At 60.1% G+C, this 25,498-nt stretch carries 26 protein-coding genes and 2 pseudogenes; 7 read left to right on the top strand and 21 right to left on the bottom strand.

Annotation, left to right across the window (positions count from 1 at the left end):
- Positions 1–37 precede the first annotated feature (37 nt).
- The 5 genes and pseudogenes from R0140_RS09820 to R0140_RS09800 form a co-directional block, all read right to left on the bottom strand.
- Complete coding sequence (locus tag R0140_RS09820; RefSeq protein WP_008804379.1) at positions 38–367, bottom strand: DUF1869 domain-containing protein; 330 nt, start codon at positions 365–367, stop codon at positions 38–40.
- Positions 368–450: 83 nt separating this feature from the next.
- The gene (locus R0140_RS09815) at positions 451–1,365 is read right to left on the bottom strand and encodes a sugar ABC transporter substrate-binding protein (RefSeq protein WP_012541334.1); all 915 of its coding nucleotides are present in this window, start codon (positions 1,363–1,365) and stop codon (positions 451–453) included.
- A gap of 131 nt (positions 1,366–1,496) precedes the next feature.
- Positions 1,497–2,899, bottom strand: a pseudogene (locus R0140_RS09810) (VasL domain-containing protein).
- A 19-nt stretch (positions 2,900–2,918) separates the two neighbouring features.
- Positions 2,919–3,362 (bottom strand): type VI secretion system baseplate subunit TssE, encoded by a 444-nt coding sequence (tssE, locus tag R0140_RS09805; protein ID WP_004152261.1) that lies wholly within the window; start codon positions 3,360–3,362, stop codon positions 2,919–2,921.
- A gap of 2 nt (positions 3,363–3,364) precedes the next feature.
- A pseudogene (locus tag R0140_RS09800) lies at positions 3,365–3,481 on the bottom strand (type VI secretion system lipoprotein TssJ); the annotation flags it as partial.
- Between the two features lie 418 nt (positions 3,482–3,899).
- On the opposite strand from R0140_RS09800, the gene R0140_RS09795 reads away from it, so the two are divergent.
- On the top strand, positions 3,900–4,229 hold the full coding sequence (locus R0140_RS09795) for a gamma-glutamylcyclotransferase family protein (protein ID WP_008804357.1): 330 nt from the start codon (positions 3,900–3,902) through the stop codon (positions 4,227–4,229).
- 57 nt (positions 4,230–4,286) lie between these two features.
- On the opposite strand, the gene R0140_RS09790 is transcribed toward R0140_RS09795, so the two are convergent.
- The 6 genes from R0140_RS09790 to dgoR all read right to left on the bottom strand — a co-directional run bounded on the left by R0140_RS09790 (position 4,287) and on the right by dgoR (position 9,949).
- Positions 4,287–5,234, bottom strand: coding sequence for a 2-hydroxyacid dehydrogenase (locus tag R0140_RS09790; protein ID WP_032741183.1), 948 nt, complete (start codon positions 5,232–5,234; stop codon positions 4,287–4,289).
- Positions 5,231–6,544 carry an MFS transporter gene (locus R0140_RS09785; RefSeq protein ID WP_032741184.1) on the bottom strand — a complete coding sequence of 438 codons (1,314 nt, stop codon included), beginning with the start codon at positions 6,542–6,544 and terminating at the stop codon, positions 5,231–5,233. The genes R0140_RS09790 and R0140_RS09785 overlap by 4 nt, the downstream gene beginning before the upstream one ends.
- 94 nt (positions 6,545–6,638) lie before the next feature.
- Positions 6,639–7,787, bottom strand: coding sequence for a galactonate dehydratase (gene dgoD / locus R0140_RS09780; RefSeq protein WP_008804354.1), 1,149 nt, complete (start codon positions 7,785–7,787; stop codon positions 6,639–6,641).
- On the bottom strand, positions 7,784–8,401 hold the full coding sequence (locus R0140_RS09775; RefSeq protein ID WP_012967806.1) for a 2-dehydro-3-deoxy-6-phosphogalactonate aldolase: 618 nt from the start codon (positions 8,399–8,401) through the stop codon (positions 7,784–7,786). Before R0140_RS09775 ends, dgoD begins: the two co-directional genes overlap by 4 nt.
- A complete protein-coding gene (locus tag R0140_RS09770; protein ID WP_012541312.1) occupies positions 8,346–9,263 on the bottom strand; it encodes a 2-dehydro-3-deoxygalactonokinase in 918 nt (305 codons plus the stop codon). Before R0140_RS09770 ends, R0140_RS09775 begins: the two co-directional genes overlap by 56 nt.
- Positions 9,260–9,949 carry a D-galactonate utilization transcriptional regulator DgoR gene (dgoR, locus tag R0140_RS09765; protein ID WP_022066201.1) on the bottom strand — a complete coding sequence of 230 codons (690 nt, stop codon included), beginning with the start codon at positions 9,947–9,949 and terminating at the stop codon, positions 9,260–9,262. Before dgoR ends, R0140_RS09770 begins: the two co-directional genes overlap by 4 nt.
- Before the next feature lie 368 nt (positions 9,950–10,317).
- On the opposite strand from dgoR, the gene R0140_RS09760 reads away from it, so the two are divergent.
- The gene (locus R0140_RS09760; protein WP_012967804.1) at positions 10,318–10,857 is read left to right on the top strand and encodes a DUF2058 domain-containing protein; all 540 of its coding nucleotides are present in this window, start codon (positions 10,318–10,320) and stop codon (positions 10,855–10,857) included.
- Positions 10,858–10,881: 24 nt separating this feature from the next.
- Here the strand turns inward: R0140_RS09760 and R0140_RS09755 are convergent, their stop codons facing one another.
- Complete coding sequence (locus R0140_RS09755; protein WP_032741187.1) at positions 10,882–11,580, bottom strand: RluA family pseudouridine synthase; 699 nt, start codon at positions 11,578–11,580, stop codon at positions 10,882–10,884.
- A 190-nt stretch (positions 11,581–11,770) separates the two neighbouring features.
- On the opposite strand from R0140_RS09755, the gene R0140_RS09750 reads away from it, so the two are divergent.
- Entirely contained in the window at positions 11,771–12,253 is a 483-nt protein-coding gene (locus R0140_RS09750) for a cold-shock protein (RefSeq protein WP_012541308.1), read from the top strand.
- Between the two features lie 112 nt (positions 12,254–12,365).
- Positions 12,366–13,265, top strand: coding sequence for an L-proline-binding transcription factor PsrA (locus R0140_RS09745; protein ID WP_008804348.1), 900 nt, complete (start codon positions 12,366–12,368; stop codon positions 13,263–13,265).
- Here the strand turns inward: R0140_RS09745 and R0140_RS09740 are convergent.
- The 3 genes from R0140_RS09740 to R0140_RS09730 form a co-directional block, all read right to left on the bottom strand.
- Positions 13,240–14,049: a substrate-binding domain-containing protein gene (locus tag R0140_RS09740; protein ID WP_162493243.1), complete on the bottom strand. Its 810-nt coding sequence runs from the start codon at positions 14,047–14,049 to the stop codon at positions 13,240–13,242. The two genes, R0140_RS09745 and R0140_RS09740, sit on opposite strands and share 26 nt — an antisense overlap.
- 11 nt (positions 14,050–14,060) lie before the next feature.
- A complete protein-coding gene (locus tag R0140_RS09735) occupies positions 14,061–15,356 on the bottom strand; it encodes an MFS transporter (protein WP_032432118.1) in 1,296 nt (431 codons plus the stop codon).
- A 305-nt stretch (positions 15,357–15,661) separates the two neighbouring features.
- The gene (locus R0140_RS09730) at positions 15,662–16,594 is read right to left on the bottom strand and encodes a LysR family transcriptional regulator (protein ID WP_032741188.1); all 933 of its coding nucleotides are present in this window, start codon (positions 16,592–16,594) and stop codon (positions 15,662–15,664) included.
- Positions 16,595–16,694: 100 nt separating this feature from the next.
- Between R0140_RS09730 and R0140_RS09725 the strand changes: the two genes are divergently transcribed.
- A complete protein-coding gene (locus tag R0140_RS09725; protein WP_012967800.1) occupies positions 16,695–17,171 on the top strand; it encodes a GNAT family N-acetyltransferase in 477 nt (158 codons plus the stop codon).
- A gap of 49 nt (positions 17,172–17,220) precedes the next feature.
- Here R0140_RS09725 and pckA read toward each other — a convergent pair whose 3' ends face one another.
- A complete protein-coding gene (gene pckA, locus R0140_RS09720) occupies positions 17,221–18,864 on the bottom strand; it encodes a phosphoenolpyruvate carboxykinase (ATP) (RefSeq protein WP_012541305.1) in 1,644 nt (547 codons plus the stop codon).
- A gap of 283 nt (positions 18,865–19,147) precedes the next feature.
- Between pckA and R0140_RS09715 the strand changes: the two genes are divergently transcribed.
- Positions 19,148–20,041 (top strand): LysR substrate-binding domain-containing protein, encoded by an 894-nt coding sequence (locus R0140_RS09715; protein ID WP_008804342.1) that lies wholly within the window; start codon positions 19,148–19,150, stop codon positions 20,039–20,041.
- 5 nt (positions 20,042–20,046) lie between these two features.
- On the opposite strand, the gene R0140_RS09710 is transcribed toward R0140_RS09715, so the two are convergent.
- The 5 genes from R0140_RS09710 to R0140_RS09690 form a co-directional block, all read right to left on the bottom strand.
- A complete protein-coding gene (locus R0140_RS09710) occupies positions 20,047–20,766 on the bottom strand; it encodes an ABC transporter ATP-binding protein (RefSeq protein WP_023290181.1) in 720 nt (239 codons plus the stop codon).
- Positions 20,763–21,638, bottom strand: a complete 876-nt coding sequence (locus R0140_RS09705; RefSeq protein ID WP_032741190.1) for an ABC transporter ATP-binding protein — start codon at positions 21,636–21,638, stop codon at positions 20,763–20,765. Before R0140_RS09705 ends, R0140_RS09710 begins: the two co-directional genes overlap by 4 nt.
- Positions 21,635–22,921 (bottom strand): high-affinity branched-chain amino acid ABC transporter permease LivM, encoded by a 1,287-nt coding sequence (gene livM, locus R0140_RS09700; protein ID WP_012967797.1) that lies wholly within the window; start codon positions 22,919–22,921, stop codon positions 21,635–21,637. The genes R0140_RS09705 and livM overlap by 4 nt, the downstream gene beginning before the upstream one ends.
- Positions 22,922–22,930: 9 nt before the next feature.
- Positions 22,931–23,845, bottom strand: a complete 915-nt coding sequence (locus R0140_RS09695) for an ABC transporter permease subunit (RefSeq protein WP_008804338.1) — start codon at positions 23,843–23,845, stop codon at positions 22,931–22,933.
- A gap of 109 nt (positions 23,846–23,954) precedes the next feature.
- Positions 23,955–25,013, bottom strand: a complete 1,059-nt coding sequence (locus tag R0140_RS09690) for a branched-chain amino acid ABC transporter substrate-binding protein (RefSeq protein ID WP_174159664.1) — start codon at positions 25,011–25,013, stop codon at positions 23,955–23,957.
- Between the two features lie 289 nt (positions 25,014–25,302).
- Between R0140_RS09690 and R0140_RS09685 the strand changes: the two genes are divergently transcribed.
- On the top strand, positions 25,303–25,449 hold the full coding sequence (locus R0140_RS09685; protein ID WP_004225356.1) for a hypothetical protein: 147 nt from the start codon (positions 25,303–25,305) through the stop codon (positions 25,447–25,449).
- The last annotated feature ends 49 nt before the right edge of the window (positions 25,450–25,498 follow it).

The raw sequence follows: 25,498 nt of genomic DNA, 5'->3' as shown, positions 1-25,498 counted from the left end.
ACGCAGCGGCGTGGATTTTTTTTACCCGGACGACACGCTACTCCACAATATGGGTCTCTTCAGCCGCCTCATAGCCATCAACGATCTGCACAATTTTCTTTAATTCGCCCTCGATGAAAGCCGGGGTGGCGCTTTCCCCTGAGGCCGGGTGATGAAGCTCGACCGAGATGCCGCTGGCGGCATTGGTCAGTGACAGGCTGATCTCCTGCTGGCTCGCTGCGGACGATGGTCGCCCGATTTGCTGCACGATGGCCGCCGCCGCCGCGCGCGTATCAACGTCTGCGAGATGCCCCCACCTCATTTCAACATGTCCCTGCTGCCCTGCCTTTATCACCTGCAGCGTATAGCCGCTTCTTGCCGTTGCCATGTCTTTTCCTCCGGTTTCGTTGCCCGGGCGTCACATTATCAGCCCGGTTTTATCAGCAAAGTTCGTTCACGTGCGCCTTGCCGTTAATGACTCTTTTCCACATAGGTCTGCATGTTTTCTTTGGTCACTAACTCAAACGGGATCCAGACATGAGACTCGACCTTTTCTCCTTTAATCAGCTTCAGCGCTACCGCTAAGGCCGTTTTGCCCTGACCGACGGCGTCCTGGAAGACCGTCACCTGGATCTTATCGCTGGCCAGGGCTTTCAGCCCGTCCGGCGTGGCGTCGATCCCACCGATCAACAGCTTCTTCTGGCTCTTCTCCAGCGCCATCGCCGCGCCAATCGCCATCTCGTCGTTGTTCGCCGCCACAATATCAATCGCTTCCCCGTTGCCTGTCCAGTTCTGCATCAGATCCATTCCCTCGCTGCGGGAATAGTTGGCCGGCTGTTTCTGCACCACTTTCATTGCCGGATACTTGGCCACCACCTGCTCCACGTCTTTGGTGCGCTGCAGCGCGCCGGCGTCAGTGAGATTGCCGATCATGATGGCGACATTGCCTTTGTAGTTCGCCAGCTTCGCCAGCGCCTCCATCTGCAATGTGCCGGACTCCCGCTCGTCCGAACCGACAAACACCACGCCAGGCGGTAACGTTTTATCCCCCGGCGTCCGGTTCACATACACCAGCGGCATTTTGGCCTGCTGTGCCATCTTCGTCAGCTGCGGGGTGCTGGCGGAGTCCACCGGGTCGACGATGATCGCGTCCACGCCGGAGGCGATAAAGCTCTGCACCTGATCGGCCTGACGTCCGGTGTCGCCGCGGGCGTCTTCAAACTGCACGTCGACGTGGCGGGCTTGAGCTTCTTTCTCAATGGACTGGCGGATAATGGTGAGAAAGTTTTGATCGAAGTAGGCCATTGAGACGCCGATCTTCTCCGCCAAAGCCGAGGCGGAACAGGCCAGTAACCCCACTAACAGGATGATTTTACAGTGCTTCATAGCATGCCCTCAGAGGTTGAAATAAAATTTTCAATATAAACACAAATGGTATATTTAAATCATTTTCAGACTACGAAGGGCGTTCGGTTCTTGCAATCATGATGTAAAGAAAATGTTGCCATGCGCACACTTTATTTCACCGCCTCACTCACTGAGGGCTTACCGGTAGGGGGATCTCAGCGGGCGGCGACTGCTTTCGCTTCAGCAGGGCATACTCCACGATCAGTTGTTGCAGATGCAGCTCCGCGAGGCTTCCCCGGGCGGCGGGCCAGGGTTGCTCAACGGGAAGCACGGCCAGCTGGCGTAGCTCCTCCTCCAGCGGAACGGCGCGGTTAAACGACTGCATGATGGCAAACACTGCGGTTTTCAGTTCGCTCACCGTGAGGTATCTCCCCTTCTGCTCGTCGAGGGCATTGAGCTGGCCGGCGAGCCGCTGCAGCTGCTGCATTCCCTCGGACCAGCCGGTGAGGTTTTCCGCGGGCAGTGCGGCAGCGCTCAACTGCTGCCGCCACTGCTGCGCCAGCGGTTGTGCTTGATCCGGCCAGCGACTCAGGGCCTGCCGGACCAGCTGGTCGCCGTAGCTTACCGCCCAGTCCGGCGCCAGGCGGGCGAGCTCGCCAAGCTGGCGCTGCGTCTGAGGCAGATCCACCGGCATCAGGGGAGATGCCCCCGGCAGGCCCGGTATCACATTTTGGGTCACCGAAATGGGCGGTAAATCGGACTGACGCAACGCCAGCCATCCACCGACGGCGATGCCCGTCACCGCCAGCATGGTGACCATCCCGGCGACAAACGGCTTCCAGCGCGGCGCGGTTGCCGGAGAAGACGCCACCACTGGCGCGGGCCGCTTTGCAGGTAAAGGCGGCGCCAGCGGCTCAGCCTTTGGTCTACGTTTTAGTTCTGGCACTGGTTCAACCTTCGCCGCATCCTCTTCGCTGACCAGAGCGCCGGGAAGTTCCGCGTCAGACACCGCCACCGGCGGCGCGGTGGGGAGCGCTGGCGCAGGGTCGAGATTCTCGAAGCGGCTTACCGTGCTGTGCAACAGCGCCCGCAGGTCGCTCAGCGAGTTTTCAGGCGCGATCTCAAGGCGCTGGAGCACTGCGTCGAAGCTTTGCAGCGAACGTTCAGCCTGACCAAGCGATTCGAGATCCGCCGGGGCGAGACTCAGAGTGCGGATCACCTGCCGCAGCCGCTTGCTCAGGGTGCGGAAGATCTCTGTCCGGGCCGGGAGCGCCTGCGGCCACAGGTTTTTACCCTGGTGGGCCAGCAGCGACTCCATTAGCGACAGCCCCTCGTGGATCCCTGCCAGCCCGCCCAGCCTGGCGCGGGCCAGCGTATACCAGGCGACAGTCTGCAGATCCGCGCCGTGATGCTCCAGCAGCGAGCGGGCAAGCTGCTCGGCATACGGCCAGTTAATATCCGGCCGCGCCGGGTGGCTGAGCTTGTTCATTTCCGCACGCAGGGCAATAAAATCAGCCAGCGTGCGCGGGTCGCCACCGGTTTTATAGTGGCGTTCGTCGTGTGTTGTCATCATGATGTCTTTCAGCGAGAGTTTAGAGGGCGGAGCGGGCGTCAAGATACTGCTGGCGTTTGAGGTGGCGGATCAACACCCTGCCCTCGGGCATAAACTCTGTGCCGTAACGCACCAGGCCAATATCCTTCAGCTCCGCATCAATGGCATAGCGCAGTTCGCCGGGCGCATGCTGATCGAGCATCACCACCGCGATCCGCTGCAGGCGCGGTTCGTATTTCAGCAACACCGCCGATAACGTGCTCATCAGCTGATGCGCCGACGCCGGCATCCCCTGGAGGATAGCGGTCATATCCGGCAGGCCGTAGTCCGGCAGATGCGCCAGCGTTCCAGCCCGACAGTTGAGGATGCGCTGCATGTTATCGAGCACCGACAGGATGACCTGATCCGTTTCGCTGACAGTATTCAGGTCAAGCCCGCCGGCGAAGTTGCCGTACAGGATGTCATACAGGGAGGGACGAGGCATTTTCACTTCTCCTTAAGCGGGTGCAGCGTCAGTTGATTTTGGCTGGCTTCGATAATGCGCGGCCTCGCCGGGTCATGATCGTCCCGGGTGAGTACCAGCCGCCAGCTGTTTTGCGTCAGATGGAAACATCATGTTATTTTTCACTGGCTACTTATCATAAAGGGAAAAATTAGGAGCTGGTAATATCCAGGGGTAAATAATATCTGAATTCAAATCTTACCGTCGTTCATTACCCACGAGAAGGCTGCTAAAAAGAAAATTCATCATATCCTCTCTTTTAATTCCCCATTGAATTTAATTAGCAAATTAATCCCTCCGTCAGGCTTATTTATATTGATCTTAAATATAAATAATAATAAAAATATCATCGCAATCGATATACCTTCATTAGCGCCGAGGCCAAAGCCTCCCCCGGCATCAGAGAGATGCCCGGAGGAGTGCCCCGCCCCACCCGGCCATTGCCAGGCGCTGAATTACCCCGTATTTTGGTTTTCCGCTCCGCTGTGGGCGGGTATCAGGGCGAACGAGAGAGAGAAAATGAAACCGCTATTTGTCTATGGGACGCTCTGTCCCGGTCGCAGCAATGCGCACATTCTGGAGGCGATCGGGGGCGAGTGGCGTCCCGGCTACGTCACTGGCACCTTTTACGCGCGCGGCTGGGGCGCAGCCGCCGATTTTCCGGGGATCGTCCTCAACGCTCACGGCCCACGGGTCAACGGCTATCTGTTCCTGTCCGATCGTCTGGCGGCGCACTGGCCCATGCTGGACGACTTTGAGGAGGGGTACGATCGGGTGCCGGTGGAGGTGACCACCGACGATGGACAACAGGTCAGCGCCTGGATTTATCAGCTTCAGCCCCGGGAGTAATCCCCGCCGCGAACGCGCTGTACAATACAGCAGCCCAGCGCGTTCACGGCTTTGCGGTCAGTCCGCCAGGCTTTCCGCCACTGGAGTCACCAGCGCCTTCTTCTCAGCCCAGCAGGCAACGTTATCGAGCACCAGTTGCGCCATCGCCGCGCGGGTACTCCAGGTGGCGCTGGCCATATGCGGTGTGACGACCACATTACTGCGCTGCAGCAGCCCGGCCGGTACCGCCGGTTCATGGCTGAAGACATCCAGCCCCGCCCCGGCGATAATCCCGCTCTCCAGCGCGGCAACCAGCGCGGGCTCATCAATCACGCTGCCGCGCGAGATATTGATGAGGATCCCTTTCTCCCCCAGCGCCGCCAGCACCGGCTGGTTAATGAGCCCCTGGTTTGCCGCCGTTCCCGGCGTGCAGATAACCAGAAAATCACTCTCCGCGGCCAGGGTCAGCAGATCTTCCCGCCAGGCATAATTTAGCGCCGGGAGACGCTTGCGGTCATGATAAGCAATCTGCATGGCGAACCCCTCGCAGCGCCGGGCGATGGCCTGGCCGATGCGCCCCATGCCCACGATGCCGACCCGCGAACCGGAGACTTTTTGCGTCCACGGAAAACCGCCCGCCGCCCACTCGCCCGCTTCGATAAACTTGTGGGCGGCGACGATCTGCCGCGAGGTCGCCAGCATCAGGCCCAGCGCCAGATCCGCCACATCGTCGGTTAACACCCCCGGCGTATGGCTGACCCGCACCTGGTGCTCAGCGGCCGCCTGCACATCCACGCCGTCATAGCCGACGCCAAAGACGGCGATCAGCTCCAGCGCGGGCAGGCTGGCGATCAGCTCTCGCGTCACGGTGGCTTCGCCGTTGGTGATGAGCATGGTAAAGGTGCCAGCCAGCGCGCGAAAGTCGGCATCGGTGAGTGCGGTCAGCTCCACGAGGTGATAGCGTCGCGCCAGTTCCGCAGTCAGGGCATCCGGGAGCGAAGCCTGTTTTAACACGTTCAGTTTCATAGCTTATCTTCTTTCAGAGTGTGGAAGGCGGAGGGTTTCTGGCCGCTCCGGGAGACGATGATGCCGATAATCCCGCCAAGGGCCAGCGCCACGGCGACGATCAGCAGTCCGGAGTGATAGCTGTTGGTCAGGTCCTTAATCTTCCCGAGCAGCGGCGGCAAGCCTAAGCCGACAAAATTGGCGATGGTGTTGATAAATGCAATGGAGGCCGCGGCCGCCACGCCCGCCAGCTTCTCGGTGGTCACCGCCCAGAACACCGGCGTTAGCGCGAAATTAAAGCCCACGGTGAGCACCAGCAGCAGATAGGCAACCAGCAGGTTGCCGGCATAGATGGCGACAGCCAGCGAGAGACCGGCCAGAATCAGCGGCAATCCCATATGCCATGCCCGCTCGCCGGTCAGATCCGAATGACGGCCATTGAGGTACATAAACAGGCAGGCGAAAATAAACGGCACCGCGGACAGCAGACTAATAATCACATCGCTCTGCTCGCTGACCATACTTTTGAGGATCAGCGGTAAGAAAAGCGTGATGCCGATGGAGCCGAACGCCTGCAGAAACCAGACCAGACTCAGCAGGAGTACCACTTTATTTTTCAGCGCACTGAACCAGGAGGCGTGTTGATTGACTACCGCGCCGCGGTTATCAGCGGCAATCTGCGCCGTCAGCCAGCCTTTCTCCGCCTCAGAGAGCCATGCCGCCTTTTGCGGGCTGGAAGGTAGCAGCCAGAGCACCAGCGCCCCCAGCACGATGGCGGGAACCCCTTCAATGGCGAACAACCAGCGCCAGCCGGCGACATCGGCAATGCCATGCATATTTAAAATCAGCCCCGAGACGGGCAGCCCGATGATCGACGCCAGCACCGATCCCATATAAAAGAACGACATCGCCCGCGCCCGGTTGCGCTTCGGAAACCAGCAGGAGATATAGTAAATAATCCCTGGGGTGAATCCCGCCTCCGCCATGCCGAGTAAAAAACGCATAATATAGAGCTGGGTCGGCGTCTGGACGAACGCCATGCCGGCGCTCACCATTCCCCAGGTGATCATTATTCTGGCGATCCAGATCCGCGCCCCCACCCGGGTCATGATCAGGTTGCTGGGAATTTCGAAAATAATATAGGAAATATAAAACATGCCGACCCCAAGGCCGTACATGCTGGCCGTTAATCCCAGATCGGCGTTCATTTGCAGCGCGGCAATGGAAATATTGGTTTTATCAAGATTGGCGACAAAATAGCAGATAATAATAAAGGGGATGATTTTGCTGTTTAGCTTTTTTAATGTAGAAGTACAGAGTTCAATGCTCATAATAATAACCCCATGACTTTGCCTCGGGCAGGGGAAGACCGCCCGCGCCAGGCAAAGATTGATATTAAGAATCGCAGCAGGTATTAACCGGGGACTACCACTCGGCGACCACGCCATCGGCAAGGCGCCAGACGGGGTTCCGCCAGTCAGGAGCGCGTCGGCTCATCTCAATCACTTTCTCTTCGTCGATATCGACCCCCAGCCCCGGCTTCATTAACGGCTTAAAGTACCCCCCCTCCATATTGAAATCGGCTTTGTTTTTCACGAAGTCGAGTAACTCGGCGCCCTGGTTATAGTGGATCCCCATGCTCTGCTCCTGGAAGACAGCGTTGTAGGAAACAAAGTCCACGTGCAGACAGGCGGCCAGCGCGATGGGGCCTAACGGGCAGTGCGGAGCCAGCGACACGTCCGCCGCTTCCGCCATACCGGCGATTTTGAAGCATTCGGTGATGCCGCCAGCGTGAGAGAGATCGGGCTGCAGAATAGCCAGGCCGCCGGCCTCCAGCACCCGCTTGAACTCAAAGCGCGAGAACATGCGCTCGCCGGCGGCCAGCGGGATCGCGGTTTGCGCCGCCAGCCGCGGGTAGTACTCCGCCTGCTCGGCCAGCACCGGCTCTTCGATAAACAGCGGCCGATAGGGTTCCAGCTCTTTAATCAGCAGTTTCGCCATCGGCGCGCTGACGCGGCCATGAAAATCGAGGCCAAATTCAATGTCGTTGCCAAATGCTTCGCGGATCTGCGCCACCGTGTTCACCGCCGCATCCACCGTGCGCGAACTGTCAATCATCCCCATTTCCTGACAGCCGTTGAGTTTGAAGGTATCAAACCCCATACCGCGCAGCGTGTTAATCCCGGCAATGACCTCGGCAGGTCTGTCTCCTCCCACCCAGCTGTAGGCTTTGATTTTATCGCGCACCAGGCCGCCCAGCAGCTGCCAGACCGGCGCATTCAACGCCTTCCCTTTGATGTCCCACAGCGCCTGGTCAATACCGGCGATCGCGCTCATCAGGATCGGCCCGCCGCGATAAAAGCCGGCGCGGTACATGACCTGCCACAGATCGTTGATCCGCGCCGGATCCTGGCCAATCAGATAGTCCCCCAGCTCATGTACCGCCGCCTCCACGGTGCGCGCCCGGCCTTCGACAATCGGCTCGCCCCAGCCGACTATCCCCTCGTCGGTTTCAATCTTGAGGAACATCCAGCGCGGGGGTAAACGCCAGGTGGTCAGTTTGGTTATTTTCATTTCACAGCCTCTTGATACGCCCTAACAAATGCGGCGGCCTGCTCTGCGGTCCGCGCTACCGGCTGACCGGCGCGATAGAGATCGCTGCCCAGCCCTGCGCCCGCACAACCGGCCTCGATCCATTGCGCCAGGTTTTCCGGCGTGACGCCGCCGACGGCAAATACCGGCACCGACGCGGGCAAAACCGCTTTCAGCGCCCTGATGTAGTCGGGGCCAAACGCCGAAGAGGGAAAAATCTTCAGCGCCTGCGCCCCGGCTTCCAGCGCGGTAAACGCCTCGCTTGCCGTCGCGCAGCCGGCGCAGACGGTCATCCCGTGCCCGACGGCCCGGCGGATCACCGCCGGCTGCACATTGGGGGTCACCACCAGCCGCGCCCCAAGCTGCGCCAGCCGATCGACCTGCGCTTCCTGCAGCACCGTTCCGGCGCCAATCAGCGCCTGCGCGCCGTAGGCCCCGACCACGGCCGGGATGCTCTGCTGCCATTGCGGTGAATTGAGCGGGATCTCCACGGTGTCGAACCCGGCGGCGATCGCCGCGCCGACGTGCGCCAGCGCCTCGTCAGGGGTGATGCCGCGCAGAATAGCGATCAGCGGAAGTGAGGTTTGCCACTGCATGTACGATGCTCCTTATACCAGCCAGAAAGGCATCGTCGCCCGACACTGTCGTCACCTGGCGGCCCAGCAGCTGAAATGCCTGCTGATAGCGCGCGGAGAGGGACGGGCCGGCAACGATCGCGATAGCCTGTTCGTCGGCAATGAAGGCGCGCATGCTGGCCACCTCCGCGCCAATTAACAGGCCGGATAGATACTCGCTCACCTGCTCCCGGGCCAGCGCCCCCAACAGGTGCGCGGCGCGGGTCTCAAAAAGCTGTGGCAACACCGCGGGCGCGGCCAGGCCGCGCGCCAGCCCGGCGTGAAACGCCGCCGGCGCAGCCTGCTGCTCGGGTAATCCCGCACCGATCAGGGAGTGCGTCAGCAGCAGATGGTGCAGTTCGCCGGTCATCACCGTGCGAAAGTCCTCAATCCGCCGGCCGTCGGTTTTGACCCATTTGCAATGGGTGCCGGGCATGACGTACACCGCCGCAGGGGCCAGCAGGCGTGCGCCGAGGAGCTGTGTCTCTTCGCCGCGCATGACGTTGTGGTGGTCTTCGCGGGAAGTGCAAAGCCCGGGGACAATCCAGATCCCTTCATCTACGGCGGTCAACTGGTTGCCAATGGCCGTGAAATCGGCGGGAAGCGGTAAATAGGGCGCGTTCTTCCAGCCCACGTTGCTGCCTACCATTCCCGCCATGACCACTGGGGTACGCCCCTCGCGCCAGCCATGGATTTGTGTCGCTAACACCGCTGCCGGCGATTGACCGTTCAGGCGGGCGATCCCCGCCGCCGACTGTCGGCTGTCGAGGCAGCGTTCGCCCTCAAACAGCCAGGCGCGAAAATTGGTCGATCCCCAGTCAACAGCGATGTAGCGAGATGTCATGTGATTTCCTTCAGTCTTCGTGTCGAGCTGGCGATCATGGTGAGCGCCGCCTGCTCTGCCGCGTTGCTGTCCTGATGGCGAATCGCATCGAACAGCGCTTTATGTTCCTGGAGCGTTTGCGGCATGTTGGCCTCATCCCCCATCCAGGTCCGTTCAAATATCGCGCGCTGCAGCGAGCTAATCGCCACGCTGAGCTGCTGCAGCACCGGGTTATGCACTGACGCCAGCACCGCTTCGTGATAGCGAATGTCGGCTTCATTAAAGGCATCGCGCTGCTGGTTGTTGGCGATCATGTCATTCAGCGCCGCCTCAATCTGCGCCAGATCGCTGGAGGTGGCCCGCTCTGCCGCCCAGCGGGCTATCGCCGGCTCCACCAGATTACGCACTTCGCTCATCGCCGCGATGAGCCCCGGGTCTTCATCCTGTTCCAGCGCCCATTGCAATACGTCGCTGTCGAGGAAATTCCACTGGCTGCGCGGCGCGACGAAGGCGCCGCGATAGCGTTTCATCTCAATCAAGCGCTTCGCCTCCAGCGAGCGAAAGACTTCGCGGATGATGTTGCGGGAGGTGGCAAACTCCTCGCACAGGTCAGCCTCCGCCGGCAGCGCCGCGCCGGGAAGATATTTGCCGCTCACAATCTGGCGGCCCAGGGTCACCATCAGCCGATCGGTTTTAGTCAGGTTCATAGCGTGTCCTTAACGGGGTTATGCCCGGTTACTTTACTCCGTTCAGCGCGTTTCCACCCAGTCTGGTAGTACAAACGTGAACCTGTTCATCCTTGCCTGTGACACATAGTAGTACTATTAATAAAAATTGTACTACAATCCAGATCACAAAAAAGACAATCCATCACAAAAAAGGATCGTCGACATGCCAAAAATGGTGGCGACGATCCTTCGCCGGGGACGGGAAAGATGGGCCTGCGAGGCTGGGTTAACGCGGCTTCGGCGGGGGGCTGTCAGGCTAATCGGGGTAACGAACAGTGGGTAGTCTGGCGTCGTTTCGGCCAATGCAGGTATACTGGGCAGATGTTTCCTCAGTTTCAGACACGCAGATGACAAAACTCACCTTACAAGAGCAGATGCTCAAAGCCGGCCTGGTCAGCAGCAAAAAAATGGCTAAAGTCCAGAGGACGGCAAAAAAATCCCGCGTTCAGGCCCGTGAGGCCCGGGAAGCGGTGGAAGAAAATAAAAAAGCTCAGCTGGAGCGCGATAAGCAGCTCAGCGAGCAGCAAAAGCAGGCGGTGCTGGCGAAAGAGTATAAAGCCCAGGTGAAGCAGCTGATCGAGATGAACCGCATTACGGTCGCCCGGGGCGATATCGGCTTTAACTTCACCGATAATAATCTGATCAAAAAAATCATGGTCGACAAGACCACCCAGACCCAGCTGATTAACGGCCGTCTGGCGATTGCCCGCCTGGCGGTGGATAACAAGCCCGAAGGTGAATATGCGATTATTCCGGCGGTGGTGGCCGAGAAAATCGCCCAGCGCGACGCCAGCAGCATCGTGTTGCACAGCGCCCTGAGTCAGGATGAGCAGGATGAAGACGATCCGTACGCCGACTTTAAGGTGCCCGACGATCTGATGTGGTAACCCCGGTTCTCTCGCCGCGGGCAATCAAAACGGGCTCGCCTGCTGGATATGCATCGGCTCATGGCTGACGGGGTGGACAAAGCGCAGTTCGCTGGCGTGCAGCATCAGCCGCGGAGCCTGTTCCGTGCCGGGCAGCTCCCGGCCACCGTACAGATCGCAGCCAAAGATCGGATAGCCCAGCAGCTGGCAGTGAATACGCAGCTGATGGGTGCGCCCGGTCTCCGGGGTGAGCGCCACCCGGGTTAACGCCAGCGCCCTCTCCCCATCCCGTGACTGATACAGGCGGTCAATGACCCGATAGCGCGAACGCGCCGGTTTGCCGTGCCGGGCGCAGAGCGACATGCGCGGGAAACGGGCCGGATCTTTGGCGATTGCCGCCTCCACTATCCCCTCATCTTCCGCCAGGTGGCCGCACAGCAGCGCCGTATAGACCTTTGCCACCGTGCGCTGGCTGAACTGTTGGCACAGCAAGGCGTTAACGTCTTTGTTGCGGGCTACCACCATCAGACCGGAGGTACCGAAGTCCAGGCGGTGCACCAGGGTGCAGCCCGGAAAGCGCTGAACCAGCCGGTGATGCACGGAGTCAAGGTTGCGCGGATCTTTGCCCGACAGGCTCAGCAGCCCGGCGGGTTTATTGATCAACAGCAGGTGTTCGTCCTGATACAAGAGGGTGATCTGTTCGCGGCACGGCGGCGCGACAAAGGTATCGATAATGGTGGACATCAGGCGGCCCGAAGAAGGAGTGGCTGGCGATAGTACCCCATTTTGGCCGCCGGCACGATGCTGGCGCACAATCCGCCCTCGCGGCGGCGTCATTTATCACCCACACTTATCGCAAAGGCATGGCCTGCACAGGCAATGTGCTTTACACTGCGCGCTGCAAAATTTGTGTTAACCAACGAGTAATACGGTAATGGCGATGAACGGAACAATCACAACGTGGTTTAAAGATAAAGGTTTTGGATTTATCAAAGATGAAAACGGCGAAAATCGTTATTTTCACGTGATTAAGGTCGCCAATCCTGATCTTATCAAGAAAGACGCGGCGGTGACTTTCGAACCTACCACCAACAATAAAGGGCTGTCGGCCTACGCGGTGAAGGTCATTCCGGAGAGCAAATATATCTATATTGCCGGCGAGCGGCTGAAGCTGACCTCCATTAAATCCTATGTGGTGTACCATGAGGAGGAGCCGGTCGAGACCCGCGTCGATAAAGAAAACGCGGTGCTGTCGGTCGGGCTGCTGATGAACAGCATCCGGCCAAAATCCACAGTGCAGCCGGGAGAGATGCGTTCGGTGAAAAAGCTGGCGATCACCACCTTTCAGGGGACAACCCTGATCTTCTCGGAAGACGAAATCGATATCGATGCCACGGTAAAACTGCTTAAGGTGTAAGCCCCGGCGCGCGGTTTCCCGCGCGCCCGAAGACCTGCCCGATAGACTACCCGCCATCGCCCCTCGCCGGACGGGGCGATGGCGCCAGACAGCCGATAAGGATGCCGCCGCCATGCCCGTAAATTTTGACTTCAACGATCTCTACGCCTTTCGCGCCCTGATGGAATATGGCAGTTTTCGGCTGGCCGCTGAATCCATCTGCCTGTCGCAGTCGGCCCTTAGCCGACGCATCGAAAAGCTGGAGACGGCGCTGGGCAACCGGCTGTTCGAACGTACCACCCGGCGGGTGACCCTCACGCTGTATGGGCAAAATTTTGCCGAACGTTCGGAGCAACTGCTGGCCCATGTCGAGACGGTGCTGGCGGATATCAGCCAGGTCAGCAAGGCGCGCACCGGGCTGGTGACGGTGGCGACGGTGCCCTCCGCCGCCTACTACTTTATGCCGGAAATCATCCGCAGCTTTCAGGCGCGTTATCCCCAGGTGCGCATCCGGTTGATTGACAGCAGCGTCGGGAATGTGATCGAGGCGGTCAGCAGCGGACAGGCTGACTTTGGCCTCTGTTTTGCCAAAAACCTGCCAGCCAGTCTCGAATTCACGCCTCTTGCCGACGACCGCTATGTGGCCGCCTGTCGGTACGATCATCCGCTGGCGCGCAAGACGCACCTCAGCTGGCAGGCGTATTTTGAACAGGATTATATTGGCCTGGATCGGGTCTCGGGCAACCGGACGCTGCTCGACCGGGAGCTGGCGCATCTGACGCCGGCGCGGCCAAGTATCTGCGAAACCCGCCACGTCACCACGATGCTGGGGATGGTGGAAGCGGGCATCGGCATTGCCGCCGTGCCCGCGATGTCGATGCCCGCCGGGGAGCATTCCGTTCTCCGCGCTGTGCCGCTCACCGACCCGGTGGTCACGCGTACGGTAGGCCTGATCCGCCTCAGCGGCCGTATTCAGTCCTACGTGGCGGCAGAGCTGGAGAAGCTGATTATTGAACAGTATCCTTCTGGCTGACCGGCGTGGTGGCGGCCACGCTTCGCATGCCGGTGGCGTGGATAGTCTCCTGCGCCGCCGGTGAGGCCAGATACGCCAGCAGCGCCTTGCCTTCCTGCGGGTGGTCGGCGCTGATAGTCACCGCCCCGGCAAAGCGGGTGATGTACTGCAGGTTATCCGGCAGTTCGCCAACGAAGGTCACGCCGGGTACCGGCAGCAGTTCGCTCACCTGCTGAAAACCGATCGCATACCGTCCCTTCGCCACTTCCGAGGCTACCGGAATGCGCTCCACCATCTGCGCTTTGCTCTGCATCGCGTCATCAATGCCCAGGGTGTGGAACAGCGTCGAGCTAACATAGCGTCCGCTGGCGCTGTCGGAGTACGCGACCGACGGCGCCGCCAGCAGCGTCGCCCGCAGCTGGTCTGCGCTATGGATAGCCGGCAGCGGCGCCCCCGCCTTCACCACCACGCCGATCGGCGAGTCGGCCAGCTCCCGACGCGAACCCGGTTGCGTACGGCCCGCTTTTTCGAGGCTGGTTAGCGCATCCCCGACCATAATCACCACGTCCGCGTGTTCGCCCCGCGCCAGGCGGTTAGGGATCGCCTGCGGCGTTTTCCCCATCGACGGGCCGGGGATCACCACGAGGTGGTTGCCAGTTTGTTTTTCCCACGCCGGGGCCAGCTTTTCCAGCGCCGCTTTGAAGCCGCCGGAGATCATCACGGTGACCTCTGCGGCCAGCGCGCTGCCGCCGCTGGCGGCCAGCAGCAGCGTGGCCAGCAGGGTTCCTGTCGTTTTACGCATCATCTTCTCCCTGATTAACGTGCCGTCTGCAGCGCAACGGCGCTACGGCGATAGAGGTAGCAAGTGGCCAGCAGGCCGCAGATGGCGGCAAAGCTCATCCAGTAGCCGGGAGACGCTTTATCACCGGTATACTCGATCAGCGCCGTGGAAATCACCGGCGTGAAGCCGCCAAATACCGCGGTCGCCAGGCTGTAGGCCAGCGAGAAACCTGCCACGCGCACTTCGGCAGGCATAATTTCGGTCAGCGCCGGGATCATCGCCCCGTTGTACATGCCGTAGATAAACGACAGCCACAGCAGCACGCTCAGCATCATCAAAAAGCTCGGCGCGTTCGCCAGCAGGGTCAGTGCAGGCCAGGCGGTAGCCAGCGCCAGCAGGGTCATGGCAATCAGCACCGGTCGGCGGCCAAAGCGGTCAGACAGCGCCCCGCCCACCGGCAGCCAGAAGAAGTTGGAAATCGCCACCAGCAGCGTAACCAGCAGGCTGTCAGAGGCGCTGAGCATCAGCACCTTTTTACCAAAGGTCGGCGCATAGACGGTGATCAGGTAGAACGCGGTGGTGGTCATCGCCACCATCATCATCCCGGCGATAACCACCTGCCAGTTCGCCAGCAGCGTGGCGAACACCTGGCGCATCGCCAGATGATGGCGGCGGGCGGTAAACTCCTGGGTCTCCTCCAGCTTACGGCGCAGGATGAAAATGAACGGAACGATCAGGCAGCCGAAGACGAACGGAATGCGCCAGCCCCAGTCGCTGATGGCGCTCTGCTCCAGCACCGCGTTGAGGGCAAAGCCCATCGCGGCCGCCACCATGATGGCAACCTGCTGACTGCCCGACTGCCAGCTAGTGTAAAAGCCTTTGCGGCCCGGCGTGGCGATCTCGGCCAGATAGACCGACACCCCGCCCAGCTCGGCGCCAGCGGAAAAGCCCTGCAGCAGACGGCCGATCAGCACCAGCAGCGGCGCCCACAGGCCAATAGTCTGGTAAGAGGGGATCAGCACGATCAGGAAGGTGCCGGTGGCCATGATCGACAGGGTGACGATCAGCCCCTTGCGCCGCCCCACCTTGTCGATGTAGGCGCCAAGCACGATAGCGCCGATGGGGCGCATCAAAAAGCCGGCGCCAAAGACCGCGAAGGTCATCATCAGCGAGGCGAATTCACTGCTCGCCGGAAAAAAGGTATGTGCGATGTAGGTGGCATAGAACCCGAACAGGAAAAAGTCGAACTGTTCGAGAAAGTTACCGGACGTGACGCGCAGGATGGCGCCGATCCGGTCACGGGTACTCATCAGTGAGGTTGTCGAATGCATGCAGGTCTCCAGTTTGTTATCCACGCGTTGTCGCGCGCCTGTTGCTGAAGACTGAAACAGAACCGGGAACGAAATAAGCGTAATAAACGCATCCATTAATGCATTTTACGCATGAATAACATTTAACTAATTAACATTACTTTTGCATACAATCATTTAACACATACCGTGCTAACCACGCTGCGGGTGACGGCGAAAAAGTCAGTTTTCCGTTTTGTGACCGAGGCCAGGGTACGTCGCCGTGGGTTGACGGCATAAAAACCCTGGCCTGGGGTGAGGATACACGCTGCCGGCCGCAAAGCGCGTCAGGAAGCGGAAGCGGCGGACTCCCCCACCAGCCTCTGCAACAGAGCGATCAGCCAGCGGGTAGCCTCGCGTTTCCCGCTGCGTTGGTGGGCGTAAATCTTGACGTCAAACGGCGGAACCGGAAACGGCAGCGGGAAAATGGTCAGCCGGGCGGCGCGGGCCATCGTCTCCGCCGCTCGCCGGGGCAGCGCCATCAACAGGTCGCTCTGCTCAATAATGAAGGGCGCGCTCAGCATCGAGGGGGTTTTCATCGCCACCTGCCGCGAATAGCCCTGCCGCTCCAGCTCACAGTCCAGCACCCCCTGCTGCTCATTCCACGGGGTCACCACCAGATGACGGGCAGCAAGGTAGGCGTCCAGGGTCAGCGCCGTCCGGTCGGCCTGGCTGATGACCACATATTCGTCCCGCAGCCAGTTAATCTCCTCAAGATCGGGATGGGCTGGCTCGTCAGGGGTATTGAACCCGAGGGCCAGGTCGACCTCGCCCGCCAGCAGCTCGGTCAGCGCCGGGCTGTGGGGCAGATAACGGAGTTCAAACCGCAGCCCGGGCGCCTCACGCTGCAGGTGGTGCATCAGCGTCGGAAAGACGCAGAACGCGGTGAAATCGGTGATCGCAATCTGCATGCAGTCGGTGCTGGCGGCCGGCACAAACGCCGCCGGCGGCGTCAGCTCCTGGTTGAGAAACTTCAGCGCCGAAGCAATAGAGGGCGCCAGCTGGCTGGCATAGACGCTGGGGCACATCCGGTGCCCTTCGCGATAGAACAGCGGATCGTTGAGGGCGCTGCGCAGCCGGGAAAGCGCATGGCTCAGCGCCGAGGTGCTCATTGCCAGCTCTTCCGCCGCCAGGCGCACCGAGCGGGAGCGATAGACCGCGTCAAAGACCGGCAGCAGGTTGAGATCAATCCGGCGCAGGACAGGATGCATAATATTCATCGTTTGCTGATTTCATTGCACTTAATTCTTTTCACAATACCGCTTATCCTCTGGGTCAGCAATTTTGCTCTCTCTTTTGACTATTGATACAGGACGCCCCATGAGCATCACGATCCGCCAGGCCACCCCGGACGACGCCACCGCTATTTACGATATGATTTATGAACTCGCGGTCTACGAGAAAGCCCCCGAAGAGGTGGTGACGACGGCAGAGGAGATCAGAGAGACGCTGTTTGGCAACGGCAGCAAAACCGAAGCGCTGATCTGCGAGGTGGCGGGCAAAGCGGTGGGCTACGCGGTGTTCTTCACCAGCTACTCCACCTGGCTTGGACGCAATGGTATCTATATGGAGGATCTGTACGTGACCCCCGACTATCGCGGGATCGGCGCCGGAAAAGCGCTGCTGAAAACCATCGCGCAATATGCTGTACAGCGTCAGTGCGGGCGTCTGGAGTGGAGCGTGCTCGACTGGAACCAGCCGGCGATTGATTTCTATCTGAGCATTGGCGCGCAGCCGCAGGATGAGTGGGTGCGTTATCGCCTCACGGGCGATGCGCTGCGGGCCTTTGCGGAGTAAAGCGGCTCGCCAGCAGGTCGGCGCAAGGCGTCGACCTGCTGGCCGCGGATCAGGCTTCGACCGCGCTATTCTGCAGCTGCGGACCGGCCAGCGCCAGACGCGCGCCCGCTTCGGTATCGCTGTACTGCTTAAAGTTATCCATAAACAGCTGAGCCAGGCTCTCGGCCTTCTCCTGCCACTTATCCGCTGAGCTCCAGCCATTACGCGGATCCAACACCGCGCTGTCTACCCCTGGAATGCTCTGCGGGATCGCAAGACCGAACACCGGGATGGCCTCATCGCGCAGCGGGCCGGTAGTGCCGTTGAGGATCGCGCTAATGATGCTGCGGGTATCGCGCAGCGACAGGCGTTTGCCCTCGCCGTTCCAGCCGGTGTTGACCAGCCAGGCTTCCGCACCGGATTCCGCCATCTTCGCCGCCAGGACGCTGGCGTACTGGGTCGGGTGAAGCAGCAGGAACGCCGCGCCATAGCAGGCGGAGAAGGTCGGCGTCGGCTGGGTAATGCCGCGCTCGGTGCCCGCCAGCTTCGAGGTGAAACCCGACAGGAAATGGTACTGCATCTGCTCGGTGGTCAGACGGGAGACCGGCGGCAGGACGCCAAACGCGTCGGCGGCAAGGAAAATCACCTTCGACGGATGGCCCGCACGGGACACCGGCTTGACGATATTGTCGATATGCGACAGCGGATAGGAGACGCGGGTGTTTTCGGTTTTGCTGCCGTCGGCATAATCCACGCTGCCGTCAGCGCGCACCACCACATTTTCCAGCAGCGCATTGCGGCGGATGGCGCCATAAATCTCCGGCTCCGCCTGCGGGTCGAGATTGATGGTCTTGGCGTAGCAGCCGCCTTCAAAGTTAAACACGCCGTCATCGTCCCAGCCGTGCTCGTCATCGCCAATCAGCTGACGATGCGGATCGGTCGACAGGGTGGTTTTACCGGTACCGGAGAGGCCGAAGAACAGCGCCACATCCCCTGCTTCGCCACGGTTGGCCGAGCAGTGCATCGACGCGATGCCTTTCTGCGGCAGCAGGTAGTTCATGACCGAGAACAGCCCTTTCTTCATTTCGCCGCCGTACCAGGTGCCGCCGATGAGCTGAATACGCTCGCTGAGATTAAAGGCGACGAAGTTCTCGGAGTTCATCCCCTGCGCCTGCCAGTTGGCATTGGTGCAGCCCGCGCCGTTGAGCACCACGAAGTCTGGCGTAAAGCTGGCCAGCTCGTCGGCGCTCGGCACGATAAACATGTTCTTGACAAAGTGGGCCTGCCACGCCACCTCGGTGACGAAGCGTACGCCAAGACGGGTGTCCGGGCTGGCGCCGCACCAGGCGTCGATGACGTACAGTTTTTTGCCGCTCAGCTGGCCCGCGACCAGGCTTTTCAGGCTGCGCCACACGTCTGGCGATAACGGTTTGTTGTCATTGCGGCCGAGGCCGGAGTCTGCCCACCAGACGGTATCACGCGTCTGTTCGTCGCGGACGATGTATTTATCGCGCGGTGAACGGCCGGTGAAGATCCCGGTATCAACAGCCACAGCGCCAGAGTCGGTCATCACGCCGCGGGCCGCGCCGGTCAGTTCAGGAGCGGTTTCATGTGCAATAAGCAAATCGTAATCAGGGTTGTAAAAGAATTCGCCGCTTGCATTAATCCCCAGCTCCTGCAGAGCCATTTTAACTGATTCAATTTGTTGTGACATGGAACTCCTGACAAACTATTTAAGGTAAGAGGCCTGGGTTATTCATTGCTTTCGTCATCGTCGCCGGCGATTTAATAAGATAAGTCCTGGACAATAAAATAAAGCAATAAATAACCGTGAGTCGCGATTTCATATCGTGCTCATGTAGGGTCGCCGATATGCATTCATAAATCTCAACTTTCCAAAAAATGTTAACACCTGTCGATAATTATGTTAATTGCATAGTTTCTATGCGCTATGCTAAAATTGCATAGCCTTTATTGCGTTTTTGAGGACTGGATCGGTGTTGGCAAATCTGGAAGTAAAATGGCTGTATGATGTGATTGCCCTTGAGGAGTCGCGCAGCTTTACCCTGGCGGCTAAAGCCCGCAACATCTCTCAGTCCTCGTTCAGTCGACGCATCCAGTCGCTGGAGGCCTCCCTCGGATTCAGCATCTTCGATCGTAGCGCCAACCCCCTGCAATTGACCAACCGCGGGAAAATTTTTGTCGGCTATGCGCGAAATATGCTCGATGACATGGATTTTCAGATCAGTCGTATTAAGGGTTTAAATAACACGACCCAGAAAATAAGAATCGACGCGGCCCCTTCGCTGTCGGTGTTATTACTGCCGGAAATCATCGCCGGTTACACCGACCGTAAAAATAAGACTTTTCATGTTGAATCGATTAACGTCAACGACGCCGTATTTAACCTGAAAGAGGGAAAAAGCGATTTTATCCTCTCCTTCTATAATGAAGAATTAATGAACTATCCGTTTATTAATCATAAAATTTTTGATTCTTACCTGCACCTGGTCTCCCCCTGCGACGAACATGGCCGCCCGCTGTTTCATTTACATCGCGGCGTGCTGCCGCTGATGAAATACGCCAACGACAGCTATATGGGGCGCCAGGTAAACCAGGTGATCGACCGTACGCCGGAGATCACCTTCTCCCTTACGTTTGTCTCTTCCATGAGCGAGTTGCTCAAGCGCATGATCCTCAATGGCGACGGCGTGGGCTGGCTGCCGCAATACTCTATTCAGCGCGAGCTGGACGAAGGCCGACTGACGATCCTCGATGACCGCCTGTCGCTGCCGATCGGCGCCTGGCTCTACCGCTCCGGCTCGCGGCTTAACCAGGCCGCCGAACGTTTCTGGCAGCACATTAAAACCCGTAACGAACCGCGGGAATAACCCCCTCAGCCGCTGATCCCCAGATATGCCTTACGCACCTCCGGGTCGTTGAGCAGCGCCTGGCCGCTGCCGCTCAGGCGGATCTGGCCGTTCACCATCACATAGGCGCGGTCCGACAGGTTAAGGGCATGGCGGGCATTCTGCTCCACCAGAAACAGCGTCATCCCCTGGGCCGTCAGCTCGCGCAGGATCTGAAAAATCTGCTTCACCACCAGCGGCGCCAGCCCCAGGCTTGGCTCATCCAGCAGCAGCAGGCGCGGTCGGCTCATCAGCGCCCGGGCGATGGCCAGCATCTGCTGCTCGCCGCCGGAGAGGGTCATCGCCCGCTGTCCCCGCCGTTCTTCCAGCCGGGGGAACAGCTGATACATCCGCGCCTTGTCTTCGGCCTGATAGCGGTTGCCAATAGCAATGGTCCCCATCAGCAGGTTCTCTTCGACGGTCATATCGGGAAAGATGCGCCGCCCTTCCGGGGCCTGGGCGATGCCGTTGCTGGCGATAAAGTGGGTCGATTTCCGGCTGATCGCCTCCCCGCGATAGAAAATCTCCCCGCCGGCAATGCGCGGCTGGCCGAAGACCGACATCAGCAGCGTTGATTTACCGGCGCCGTTGGCGCCGATCAGCGCCACCGTCTCCCCCTCGTTGACGGTGAGGGAGACCTGCTTCAGGGCCTGGATCGGCCCATAGAAGACATCCACCTCATCAAAGGCAAGCAATGGCTGGCTCATCGGCGCGTCTCCTCTTCCTCAGCGCCAAGATAGGCGGCAATCACGCTGGAGTTGGCCTGGATCGCCTGCGGCGCGCCGCGGGCGATGACGTCCCCGTGATCGAGGACGATGATATGATCCGAAATCTCCATCACCATCCCCATATCATGCTCGATCAGTAGCACCGTGATGCCGTGCTGCTGGCGCAGAAAGCGAATAATCCGGCTCAGCGCCTGGGTTTCCACCGGGTTGAGGCCGGCGGCCGGCTCGTCCAGACAGATCATCTCCGGGCGGGTACACATGGCGCGGGCGATCTCCAGCCGCCGCTGCTGTCCATAGGAGAGGGTCCCCGCCAGACGGTTGGCGCAGTCCACCATCTCCACCACCTCCAGCCAGTAAAAAGCGCGATCCAGCGCCTGACTCTCCGCCTGCCGATACCCACGAGTATTGAGGATCCCGGCCAGCAGATGGCGGTTAACCTGGGTATGCTGGGCCACCAGCAGGTTCTCAATCACCGACATCTCGCGGAATAAACGTATATTCTGGAAGGTGCGCGCCAGGCCAGCGCGGTTCACCAGATGGGTGCCACCGAACATCTTGTAATAGATCCGCCGCCCCAGCTGCGCCGGGTGGAGAAAATCGTCCGGGTGAAGCTTCTGCCCCAGCACCTGAATGACATCGGTAACCTTTTCCCGCGCCCGCAGCACGATGCTCCCCCCCGTCGCCCGGTAAAAACCGGTCAGGCAGTTAAACACCGTGGTCTTGCCCGCGCCGTTGGGGCCGATCAGGGCGGTGATCGACCCCCGCTCCACCTCCAGATTGACATCATTCAGCGCTTTGATGCCGCCGAAATGCATCATCAGATGCTCAACGCGTAAGATGCTGTCGGTCATGGCGCGACTCCTTTTCGCAACGCAACCCCGCTGCGGCTGGTGCGCACCAGGCCGCGCGGCCGCCAGATCATCATCACCACCATCAGCACGCCGAACAGCAGCACCCGATATTCGTCAAAACCGCGCAGCAGCTCCGGGGTGACCGTCAGGACAAACGCCGCCAGCACCACTCCCAGGGTGGAGCCCATTCCCCCGAGCACCACAATCGCCAGGATCAGCGCCGACTCAAAAAAGGTGAACGACGTCGGGTTAACAAACCCCTGATAGCTGGCGAAGAACACCCCGGCGATGCCGGCGGTCGACGCGCCGAGCATAAACGCCGAGAGCTTCACCAGCACGTGGTTGAGCCCCATCGCCCGACAGGCGATCTCATCCTCGCGCAGCGCCTCCCAGGCGCGGCCGATGGGCATCCGCGTCAGACGATGTTTCACCAGCAGCACCAGCATCACCACCAGGCACAGCACGGCGTAGAGAAAGATGAATTTCAGGTTGGGGTTGTAGCTGACGTGGAAAAACTCATGGATGGGGATGCCGCCATCCCTGGCCCGGCGGGTAAACTCGAGGCCAAACAGCGTGGGCGACGGCACCGGTACGCCGTTGGGCCCCCCGGTGAAGCTCACCCAGTTGTTAAGCACCAGGCGAATGATTTCGCCAAAGCCGAGGGTGACGATGGCCAGGTAGTCGCCATGCATGCGCAGCACCGGAAAGCCCAGCAACGCCCCGGCGAGGGCCGCCATCACCGCCCCCAGCGGCAGCATCGCCCAGAAGCCGAGGCCCAAGTACTGGTAGCCCAGCGCCAGGCCGTAGGCGCCGATGGCGTAGAACGCCACATAGCCCAGATCGAGCAGGCCCGCGAGGCCCACCACAATGTTCAGCCCCAGGCCGAGCAGAACGTAGATCAGGCCGAGGATCGCCACGGTCAGCAGGTATTTGCTGGCGAGAAATGGAAAGGCAATGGCCAGGACCGCCAGCAGCGGCATTATCCAGCGCAGCCGCGAGCGGTATCCCGGCGGCCGGACGTACACCCCGTCATCCGCCCCCTCAAAGCGGGCAATAAAGGCTTTTCCCCGACGGCTCTGCAGCAGCAGGCTGAGCGCCAGCCTGCCGGCCATCACCACCGCCACGAGGATCGCCACCCGCGCGGGCGCGAGGGTAAAACCATACCCTTTGAGCACCACGCCGACGATCGGGCCAAAGACAATTAACGCGCAAAGACCGGCCAGCACGCTGTCGATCAGCGCGCTTTTGATATCCCGCGCAGGCTGGCGCGTAAATTCACCCATAAAGCCTCCTTAGACCTTGGCCACCAGCGGACGTCCCAGCAGCCCCTGCGGGCGAAAAATCAGGATCGCCACCAGCAGCGCAAAGGAAAAGACATCTTTGTAATCCGAATTCACCAGCCCGGCGAACTGGGCTTCGGCCACCCCGAGCAGCAGTCCGCCCAGCATCGCGCCAGGCAGCGAGCCGATCCCGCCCAGCACCGCGGCGGTGAAGGCTTTGATGCCGATAATAAATCCGATATAGAAGTCGAAGGTGCCGTAGTTCATGGTCACCAGCACGCCGGCCAGACCGGCCATCGCCGCGCCGATGACAAACACCAGGGAGATCACCCGGTCGGTATTGATGCCAAGGATCGCCGCCATACGCCGGTCCTGCTGGGTAGCGCGACAGATGCGCCCCAGCCGGGTGTACTGGATAATCCAGGTCAGGGTCAGCATCCCCACCAGCGCCGCGACGAGAATAAACACTTTGGTCCAGGTGATCTGCACCACCCCATCGCCCACCGTCATGCGCAGCGCGCCGCTGAGCAGCGTCGGGATCCCCTGCTGGTTCGGCCCCTGGCTCAGCTGGACATAGTTCTGCAGGATCAGCGACATCCCGATAGCCGAGATCAGCGGCGCCAGTCGCGTCGAGTTGCGCAGCGGCCGGTAGGCGATGCGCTCGATCGCCCAGCCATATACGCCAGTGACCACGATGGTGAACACCAGGGTGGCGAAAATCAGCAGCGGAAAGGAGTGGATCCCGAAGAAAGAGAGCAGCGCCAGGCCGATGGCGCACAGATAGGCGGAGACCATATACACCTCGCCGTGGGCGAAGTTGATCATGCCGATGATCCCATACACCATGGTGTAGCCGATGGCGATTAAGCCGTACACTGCGCCCAGCGTCAGCCCATTGATCAGTTGTTGCAGAAAAAACGCCGTCATAGCCCCTCCAGCCGCCAGGCAGACGGCCGCCGGGTTCCGTTCCCGGTCGACCGCCGTGATGTGACGATTCGCAAGTCAAAAGGACAGAGCGTCCTCAGGTCGTGGCCGATCAGAGCTGATGATATTTGCCCTTGTCGTCCCACTGATAGACCACGTAGTCGGACACCTTGAGGTCGCCTTTGCCATCCCAGGCTTTCTTACCCATTACCGTATCGACGTCGTGGCTCTTCAGCCAGTCGCTGGCGACGGCGTTATCGGTACCCACGGCGTTCCAGGCCGCGGCAATGGCCTGAATGGAGGCGTAGGCGTAGAGGGTATAGCCTTCTGGTTCAAAGCCGCTGGCGCGGAACTTCTCGATCACCGCTTTGCCTTCCGGGAGAGTGCGCGGGTCCTGACCAAAGGTCATCAGCACGCCGTTGGTGAACTGCGGCCCGCCGGCGGCCGTCACCAGCTCCTCGGTGACGATACAGTCGCCGGAGAAGAATTTAGCCTGCACCCCCTGCTCGCGCATCTGACGCACCAGCGGGCCCGCTTCCGGATGACAGCCGCCAAAGTAGACCACGTCCGGCTTGAGGGCGCCGATCTTGGTCACCAGGGCGTTAAAGTCTTTTTCACCGCGGGAGAGGCCTTCGTACAACACTTCTTTGGTGCCCCGCTTCGCCAGCGCCGCGCGGGTGGCATCGGCCAGCCCCTGACCATAGGTGTCTTTATCGTGGATGACGGCAATTTTCTTCGCCTTCAGCACGTCCAGCATATAGTTGGCGGCAATCGCCCCCTGCTGATCGTCACGACCACACATGCGGAAAAGGTCCTTCATGCCGCGCTCGGTGATCTGCGGGTTGGTCGAGCCGGGGGTAATGGTCAGGATCCCGGCTTCGTCATATACCTCGGAGGCCGGCATCGTTGAGGAAGAGCAAAAGTGCCCCACCACGGCGGAGACTTTCGCTTCATCCACCAGCCGGTTGGCCACCGCCACCGCCTGCTTCGGTTCGCACGCGTCATCCCCCTGCACCAGCACAATCTTTTCGCCTTTGATACCGCCGGCGGCATTGATATCGGCCACCGCCTGTGAAGCCCCTTTCCAGTACTGGGCGCCGTAGGTGGCGTTGGGTCCGGTAAAGGGCCCGGCGACGCCGATCTTCACGTCTGCCTGGGCGTAAAAGGCCATGCTCATACAACCTGCTATCACAACATGAAGCGTCATTGTTTTCAGTTTCAAAGACATTCGGATATTCCTCAGCGATGTAAAGCCTGGCGTCATGGAATGACGCAGAAAATATCACTTACCGTGTGGTGCCGACGTTGGCGCAGCGCCAGGACGGCCAGGGTGGAAGAAGCAAAAATCCCGCCAGGTAGAGAGGTCGCGCCAGAGAGCGGACGCCCCGGTCAGTGCGCACGCGACGGCAACCCGTGCCGCATCCGGCAAGGGCGCATTCCCTTTCAGGTCAGGAGATCGGTTGCCATCACGTGGCGAGCCGGACAACGCGGTATCCGTACCGGCCCGTGAGCTAAACATAGATGCAGTTAGCGGTCGCTGCGCGCCAGCGTGGTGCAAAAATGCGAATATGATCAACAGTGGTGATTATTTTGTTGCGGTAATGTGAAGATGATAACAGGAGAGCCCGTTAAAGGCTCTCCCGTGGCCTGGCGGCC

This window comes from Klebsiella sp. w6, from assembly GCF_033100215.1.
In the GTDB taxonomy this organism is placed as follows: domain Bacteria; phylum Pseudomonadota; class Gammaproteobacteria; order Enterobacterales; family Enterobacteriaceae; genus Klebsiella; species Klebsiella variicola.
The sequence above is the reverse complement of the archived record's forward strand: the minus strand, read 5'-3'. Positions and strand labels throughout refer to the sequence as shown.